This is a genomic window from Gemmobacter sp. (assembly GCF_016792925.1).
GTDB lineage: Bacteria > Pseudomonadota > Alphaproteobacteria > Rhodobacterales > Rhodobacteraceae > Gemmobacter.
The window spans coordinates 1-8,364 of the sequence record NZ_JAEULU010000137.1; the positions used below are offsets into that span (position 1 = coordinate 1).

5 protein-coding genes are annotated in these 8,364 nt (G+C 66.8%); 2 read left to right on the forward strand and 3 right to left on the reverse strand.

The annotated features are described in order from the left end of the window. The 3 genes from JNN06_RS06885 to xylB form a co-directional block, all read right to left on the reverse strand. A partial coding sequence (locus JNN06_RS06885) for an FHIPEP family type III secretion protein (protein ID WP_291238857.1) occupies positions 1-905 on the reverse strand: 905 nt, incomplete at its 3' end. Then, a complete protein-coding gene (locus JNN06_RS06890; protein WP_291238858.1) occupies positions 905-1,594 on the reverse strand; it encodes a transglycosylase SLT domain-containing protein in 690 nt (229 codons plus the stop codon). The genes JNN06_RS06890 and JNN06_RS06885, both read right to left, overlap by 1 nt. Before the next feature lie 75 nt (positions 1,595-1,669). Further along, entirely contained in the window at positions 1,670-3,109 is a 1,440-nt protein-coding gene (gene xylB, locus JNN06_RS06895) for a xylulokinase (protein ID WP_291238859.1), read from the reverse strand. Between the two features lie 206 nt (positions 3,110-3,315). Between xylB and JNN06_RS06900 the strand changes: the two genes are divergently transcribed. Further along, a complete protein-coding gene (locus JNN06_RS06900; RefSeq protein ID WP_291238860.1) occupies positions 3,316-5,142 on the forward strand; it encodes an autotransporter assembly complex family protein in 1,827 nt (608 codons plus the stop codon). 11 nt (positions 5,143-5,153) lie between these two features. Continuing rightward, positions 5,154-8,364, forward strand: a 3,211-nt coding sequence (locus JNN06_RS06905; RefSeq protein ID WP_291238861.1) for a translocation/assembly module TamB domain-containing protein, incomplete at its 3' end; no start/stop codon positions are given.

The window sequence follows — 8,364 nt, forward strand, 5'->3', positions numbered from 1 at the left end:
AAGGGCAGGCCCGGCACAAGGGCGAACAGCGCCAAAAGGACGGCAACCGTGCCCACCGCAGCGGGATATTGGCTCAACTGCTTGAAGAACGAGACGTCGACAGACCCTGTCGCCCCGCCGCGCGCCAAAAGCAGCGCCGAAGCAACCGAGATCACCACGGCCGGGATCTGGGTCACAAGACCGTCGCCGACGGTCAAAATCGTGTAGGTTTCAAAGGCTTGCGCCGCCGGCAAGCCATGGATCACAATGCCCATGATCAGGCCCATCACCAGATTGAGCGCCGTGATCAGCAGACCGGCCACCGCGTCGCCCTTCACAAACTTGGAGGCACCGTCGAGCGAGCCATAGAAATTCGTTTCGGCCAGTTCGCGCTCGCGGCGCAGTTTCGCCTCGGCATGGGTAATGGCGCCCGCCGCCATGTCGGCGTCAATGGCAAGCTGCTTGCCGGGCATCCCGTCCAGCGCGAAGCGGGCGCCGACCTCGGCCATCCGCCCGGCGCCCTTGGTGATGACCATGAAGTTCACGATCAGCAGCACGCAGAAAATCACGATGCCCAGCAACAGGTTGCCGCCCATGATGAAATTGGCGAAGCCCTCGATCACATGGCCTGCCGCATCGGTGCCGGTATGGCCTTGGCCGATGATCAGCTTGGTGGAGGAGACGTTCAGCGACAGTCGCAGCATCAGCGAGGCCAGCAGGATCGTGGGAAAGGCCGAGAAATCCAGCGGGCGTTCGACAAACAGCGTGACGGTGAACATCAGGATGGCCAGCGCGAAGGAAATCGCCAGCCCGACATCCAGCACCCAGGCGGGCACCGGCAGCACCATCATGGCCACAACCGCCATCAGCGCGACAGCGAGCAGTACTGTGGGCTGCGAAATGGATCGGATCGAAAGCCCCGGCATCATGGCACCTGCGCGAAAAGAGAGCCGACCCCAGCGGTCAACGGCACCAGAGAGCCGCGCGCGCCCGCCTGATTGCCCGCCATCAGCAGGGGAAAGCGGTTGATGCGGGGGGCGGGGTCTTCGGTCAGCTCGGCCAGGCGGATCACGCCCTCCGGCACCGGCAGGCCATCGCCCAGATCGGCCAAAATCTGTTCAAATCGCGCAGCATATTTCTCCGCATGTTCCACCGTGCCGGAGTGATAGGCCCCGGCGGCCAGAACCCAATCGCCGGTTTCCTGATATTTCTCGGCAATATACCGTGCCGCGTAGATCGCATTTTCCTGCGGCTGGAACATCGCGGCCAGCGAACTGAAGCCCTTGCTGTGCCAACGGTGATTCAGCTGAAAGCAGCCAACATCGAGATTGCTGTAGCCAAATTCCAGCTGCGCCTCGACGAATTGCTCGGCCTCGGCGGCGCTGTCAAACCAATGGCCTTGCCCGGCCTGGTTTACCGCCCAGGGCCATGGCTCCAGCTGCGCCCCCCCGCCGCGCCCGGTTTCGGCGCGGGTGAGGGCCTGCAACACCGCCAGCGGCACCCCGGTTTCTTGCGCCGCGATCTGGGCGGCCTGATCACAAAGTGCGGCCGGGCTGGCGAAGGCCGGGCCGCAAAGCAAAGGCAGCAGCGCAAGCCGCAGCAGGAGGGAAAGCATGCGTCGGATTCTCCGAGAGGTCTTTCCCGGAGACTAGGCGCCGAATCTTTCCAATCCGTTAGCCAAAGCGATTTTTCAGCGCAGCGCGGCAATCGCCCCTTGCGCCGCGCGGAAGCGGGCATGGCCGACGTCAAAGGCCTCGCCTAGCGCCGAGACTGGCTCCACCACGCGGGAGATGGGGGGCAGGGTGGCCACCTCGGCCCCGGTGCCGGTGGCGGCCATCAGTGCCAGACGCGCCGCGCCAAAAGCCCCGCCAAAATCGCCCGCTTCGGGCAGCATGACCGGAACATTCAGTGCTGTGGCAATGGCTTGCAGCCAGTAATCCGACCTTGTGCCCCCGCCCACGGCGATCAGCCGCTCCAGCCGCGTGCCAGTGGCTGCCAGCGCATCGCGGCAGTCGCGGATGGCGAAGGTCACGCCTTCCAGCACCGCGCGCGTGCCTGCGGCACGGTCGGTCGCATGCTCCAACCCGGTGAAAGCCCCGCGCACGGCGGCATTGTTGAGCGGCGTGCGCTCGCCCCCAAGATAGGGCAGGAACAGGGTCTTGCCGGGGGCTTGCAGCGCGGCAAGCTCGGCGGTGAGGGCGGCGGCGCCCTGCCCCACAAACCGGCCATACCAGTTCAGCGCATCGGTCGCGGCAAGGATGACGCCCATCTGGTGCCAGGTGCCGGGAAGCGCGTGACAGAAGGTATGCACCGCCGTTTCAGGGGCCGGTTGATAACCGTCATTGGCGGCGAACAGCACGCCCGAGGTGCCAAGGCTCACAAAGGCATCGCCCGCGCGCACCACGCCCACGCCCACGCCAGAGGCGGCATTGTCGCCGCCGCCGCCCGCGACCACGACGCCCGCAGGCAGACCCCAGCGCGCGGCCAGCTCGGGGCGCAATTGCCCGGACACTTCGGAGCCTTCCACCAGACGCGGCATCTGCGCGCGCGACAGGCCGGTGGCCGCCAGCAGATCATCCGACCAGTCGCGCGCCCCGGTATCGAGCCAGCTGGTTCCGGCGGCATCCGACATCTCGGCCACATGCTCGCCCGTCAGCCAGAGACGAAGATAATCCTTCGGCAGCAAAACCTTGGCGACCTTTGCCCAAATGGCAGGCTCGTGCTGGCGCAGCCAATCCAGCTTGGGCGCGGTGAAGCCCGGAAACACGATATTGCCGGAGACAGCGCGGAAGGCGGGCTGGGCATCCAGCGCGGCGGCCTCGGCATGGCTGCGGGTGTCGTTCCACAGGATGCAGGGGCGCAGCACCTGATCGGCGCCGTCCAGCAGCGTGGCGCCATGCATCTGCCCCGAAAGGCCGATGGCGCGCACGGCGGCAAGGCTCATCCGCGCCGCCAGCTGCGCCATCACGGCCTCGGCAGCGGTGATCCAGTCGGCAGGGGCCTGCTCGCTCCAGCCCTCGGCGGGGCGCGATACGTCCAGCGGTGCCGAGGCCTCGGCCAGCACATGCTGCGCATCGTCGATGACCAGCGCCTTCAGCCCCGATGTGCCCAGATCCAGACCGATATACATGGCGCGCCCTCCCAGTGCATTTTTGCCCATGGCATGAATACGCGCTCACTCTGGCGGCGTCTATGGCCGGTGTTTGCGGTATCACCGCGATAGATGGGGGCCATCCGCCCAAGCGACACAAGATTTGATCGCCCGCGATTCGCCATGGATTGAGGTTGCGCCCCTGATTTGCCATAGTTGGGGCACTCTGCCTCGGGGGATTTCGCGTGTTCGTGTTCCAATTGCTGCCGGCCCGGCGCCTGGCCGCCCTTTTGTTTGCCAGTTCCATCCTCACCCAGCCTGGCTGGGCCGAAGATCTTGTGCGTTTTTCGGTGCAGGGCGCCGCTGCGGAAAAGGTAGAGGATGACTTGCGCAATGCCTCGGCCTTGCTGACGGCGGTGGGCGACGAGAAAACCGGCGCCGAGGATTTGTTTGCCGCCGCGCAGGCCGAATATGGTGCGCTGGTCACCACGCTGTATGCACTGGGCCATTACTCGCCGGTCGTGCATGTGCTGGTGGACGGGCGCGAGGCCGCAACCATCCCGCCGCTGGATGCGCCGAACCGGATCGGCTCTGTGGTGGTGACGGTTGATCCCGGCCCGAAATTCAAGTTTTCGCAGGCCAAGGTGGCCCCCCTCGCCCCCGAGACCGAATTGCCCGAGGATTTTGCCGCAGGCAAGACCGCCGCCAGTGGCCTTGTGCGCGAGGCGGTGCAGGCCGGGATCGAGGGCTGGCGCGAGGTGGGCCATGCCAAGGCCCAGGTCGCCAGTCAGGATGTGGTGGCCGATCACCGCGCGAACACGCTGTCAGCCGATGTGCGGCTGAACCCCGGCCAGCGCCTGCGCTTTGGCACGCTGAGCGTCACCGGCCAGCAACGGATGAGCGAGCGGCGCATCCTGAAAATCGCGGGCCTGCCGGAAGGCGAGGTTTACAGCCCCGAATTGCTGAAACGTAGCGCCGACCGCCTGCGCCGCACCGGCGTGTTCAAATCGGTCTCGCTGGCCGAGGCCGAGCAGGTGCGCGCCCCCGATCTGCTGGACATCAGCGCCACCGTGGTCGAGGAAAAGACCCGCCGCTATTCCATCGGGGCCGAAATCGCCAGTTTCGAGGGGCTGGACCTTTCGGGCTACTGGCTGCATCGCAACCTTCTGGGCGGGGGCGAACGGCTGAAGGTCGAGGCCGAGATTGGCAATATCGGCGCACAATCCAGCGGAGTGGATTATGTGCTGGGCGTCTCGCTGGATCGCCCGGCGACCTTTACCCCCGATACCACCCTGGGCCTGACCACCGAATTCGGGCATCTGGCCGAGGAAGATTTCACCGCCGATGTCGCCACGTTGGGCGTCAATCTCAGCCACTACTTTTCCGAGCGGCTGACGGCGCGGGTGGGGCTGGAATACAGCTATGCCAAGGTGGAGGATATTTTCGACACCTATACCTACAAGCATTTCGCCCTGCCCATCGGCGCCACATGGGATTCGCGCGATGACAAGCTGGATGCGAAGAAAGGCTATTATCTGGATGGTGAGATCCGGCCCTTCCTGGGCTATGGCATCACTGATAGCGGCGTGCGGCTGAAAGCGGACGGGCGCGCCTATGTCACCTTCGGTGAAACCCGCCCGGTGACCTTTGCCGCGCGCGGCCAGATCGGGGCCGTGCTGGGCGGAGCCACGATCCTCGGCACGCCGCGCGATTACCTGTTCTATTCCGGTGGCGGTGGCACGGTGCGCGGCCAGCCCTATCAGGCCCTGGGCGTGGAGATCGCGCGCATCTATGGCGACAAGATCGGCGGCATGGCCTTCGCCGCGGGCACGGCCGAGGTGCGGGCGCGCGTCACCTCCAAGATCGGCGTCGTGGGCTTTGCCGATGTGGGCTATGTCAGCCCCTTCGATCTGGGCGACGAGTTCGGCGAATGGCACGCGGGCGCGGGGCTGGGCCTGCGCTATGCCACCGGCTTTGGCCCCATCCGGCTGGACATCGCGACCCCGATCAAGGGCAGCGTCGACACCGGAGACGGTGTGCAATTCTATATCGGTATCGGGCAGGCCTTCTGATGAAACGCTTCATGGTTCTTGCCCTCTGCGCCCTTCCCGTTCCGGCGGCGGCGCAAGAGGATGATCGCGGCTATCTGACGGCCCTGCTGGAGGACAACCTCTCGGGCGCCGGGCGCAAGATCACGATCACCGGCTTTGAGGGCGCGCTGTCCTCCAAGGCGAAGATCGCGGCGCTGACCATTGCCGATGATCAGGGGGTCTGGCTCAGCCTCAAGGATGTGGTGCTGGATTGGAACCGCTCGGCGTTGCTGACCGGCAATGTCTCGGTGAACGAGCTGACGGCGGCGGAAATCGTGCTGGCCCGCCTGCCCGAGACCGAGGCCGACAGCAGCCTGCCCGCGCCGGAGGCCACGCCCTTTGCGCTGCCCGATCTGCCGGTTTCGGTGAATATCGGAAAACTCGCCACGCCGCGCCTTTCGCTGGGGCCGACCGTGCTGGGGCAGCCGGTGGAGGCGCAGATCAGCGCCGCCGTCTCGCTGGAAGGCGGCGAGGGCGAGGCGCAGCTGGCGCTGGACCGCATGGATGGCGGCCCGCCCGGCAAACTGGCGCTGAACGCCTCTTACGCCAATGGCAGCCGCGTTCTGGCGCTGGATCTGGAGGCCAGCGAGGGCGCGGGCGGCATTGCGGCCAGCCTGCTGGGCCTGCCCGGCACGCCCGCCGTGGATCTGACCGTGAAGGGCGAGGGGCCGCTGGACGATTACGCCGCCGATCTGCGCCTGCTGTCAGATGGCGAGGAGCGTCTGGCCGGGCGGATCAGCGTCTCGGTTCCGGGGCCGGAGGAGCCGCAGGCGGCGCTTGGCTTCACTGCCAATCTGGGCGGCGATCTGGCGCCGCTGTTTGCCCCGGATTACGCCGAGTTCTTTGGCCCCGATGTGGCGCTGCAAGCCATTGGCGCCAAAGGGGCCGATGGGCGGCTGGATCTGAGCCAGCTTCAGCTGACCACCCGCGCGCTGGAGCTGGGCGGCTCGCTCAGCCTGGCGGCTGACGGTTTGCCCGAAAAGATCGACCTCAAGGGGCAACTGGGCCTGGATGGCAAGCCGGTGCTGCTGCCCCTCACCACCAAGGATCGCACGCTGGTCGATCACGCCGATCTGGCGATCACCTTTGACGCCGCGCAGGGCGAGGCCTGGACGGCAGATGTGCAGGTGCAGGGCCTGACCCGCGCCGATCTGACCGCGCAGGCGGCCAGCATCAAGGGCGGCGGCACCATCAGCCGCGCCAATGACCAGCCCAAAGCCGAGGGCCTGCTGGACATCACGCTGAACGGCCTCGCGCCGCGCGACCCGGCCTTGGCAAAGGCCCTTGGCGATCAGCTGACCGGCCAGTTGGGCTTCCAATGGGCCGAGGGGCAGGACAGGTTCAACCTGCCGGTGCTGAAACTGAACGGCGCGGATTACCGTTTTGACGGCAAGCTGGCGATAGGCGGGCTGGACAGCGCCTTGACCCTGACCGGCTCTGGCGAGCTGACCGCCGATGACCTGTCTCGCTTTGCCGATCTCTCGGGTCAGCCGCTCGCGGGCCGTGCCAGCGCCACGCTGGCAGGCCAGACCGCGCTGCTGACCGGGGCGTTTGATCTGACAGGCCAGGTGCGCGGCAATGGCCTCAAGATCGGTGTGGCCGAAGTTGACAGCCTGTTGTCCGGCGCCTCCACCATCGACCTTGCAGTGACGCGCGATGAAACCGGCACGCGGTTGGACCGCCTCGACATTGCCGCCGCCAGCCTGACGGCCAAGGCGAAGGGCACCATCGCCACCGCAGGCAGCGACATCACCGCCGATCTGACCTTTGGCGATCTGGGTGCGCTGGGCCCGCAATATCGCGGCAGCCTCAGTGGCCTTGCGCGCTTTCAGGGCACGCCCGAGGCGGGCCGGATCAGCTTTGACGCCAAGGGCCAAAGCCTCGCCATCGGCGTGCCCGAGGCCGACACCCTGCTGAAGGGCGACAGCACCATTCAGGCCGAGGCGACACTGGCCGGAACCACCGTGCATCTGCAACGGCTGGATGTGAATGCCGCCAGCCTTGGCGTGAAGGCCAGCGGCAAGATCGACCCGGCAGGCCATGACCTGAGCGCCGATCTGGCCTTCCGCGATCTGCGCGCGCTGGGCGGCGGCTACCGCGGCACGCTTACGGCCAAGGCCGCCTTCAAGGGCACGCCCGAAAATGGCACGCTGACTGCCACGGCGACCGGCACGGGCCTTGCCATCGGGCAGGCCGAGGCCGACCGCCTGCTGGCCGGGAACAGCCGTCTGGCGGCCAACCTGCGCCTGCAAGGCGGCCAGATCAAGATCGACACGGCCACGCTGGAAAATCCGCAACTGCGGGTCGCGGCCAAGGGCGAAATTGCCGGCAACCAAAGGCAGGTGACACTGGATGCGGCACTCGCCAATCTGGGCCTGTTGCTGCCCGAATTTCCGGGGCGGCTGACCGTCACCGGCAAGCTGGCCGATGACGGCAAGGGCTATAATGTCGATCTGGCGGCCAAGGGTCCGGGTGGCATCGCCCTGACCACCAAGGGCCGCATGGCGCCCGATTTCAGCCGGGGCGATCTGGCGATCAAGGGCAATGCCAAGGCCGATCTTGCCAATGCCTTTGTCAGCCCGACCACGGTTTCCGGCGGGCTTGGCATCGACCTGCGGCTGAACGGGCCGCTGGTGCCCGCCTCGCTGGGCGGGCGGGTGACGCTGAACGGGCTGCGGCTGGCAAACCCTGCCCTGCCGAACTCGGTCGAGGGGCTGAATGGCGCTGTCACCTTTGCCGGGGGTCGGGCGCAGCTTGATCTGCAAGGCGGGCTGAACTCTGGCGGGGCGTTCACCGTGGGCGGCAGCGCCGGTCTGGCCGCGCCCTATCAGGGTGACATCCGCGTTGCGTTGAACAATCTGCAACTGAAAGACCCGCAGCTTTACCAGACCAAGATCAGCGGTGATCTGTCGGTGCGCGGCCCGCTCACCGGCGGCGCGCTGATTGCGGGCGAGATCTTGCTGAAGGAAACCGAACTGCAAGTGCCCTCCACCGGGCTTGGCGGCGCGGCGGGGCTGGAGGAGTTGCGCCATGTGGCAGAGCCCGGCGATGTGCGCCTGACCCGCCAGCGCGCCGGTCTGGCACCCGAGGCCGAGGCAGCCAGCGGCGGCGGCGGTGGCAGCAGCCGCCCCTTCGGGCTGGATCTGACCATCTCGGCCCCGCAGCGCATTTTCGTGCGCGGGCGTGGCCTGGACATGGAGCTGG

Coding starts and splice junctions, on each gene's coding strand:
- JNN06_RS06890 (WP_291238858.1), bottom strand. CDS start 1,594: ATGCTTTCCCTCCTGCTGCGGCTTGCGCTGCTGCCTTTGCTTTGCGGC.
- xylB (WP_291238859.1), bottom strand. CDS start 3,109: ATGTATATCGGTCTGGATCTGGGCACATCGGGGCTGAAGGCGCTGGTC.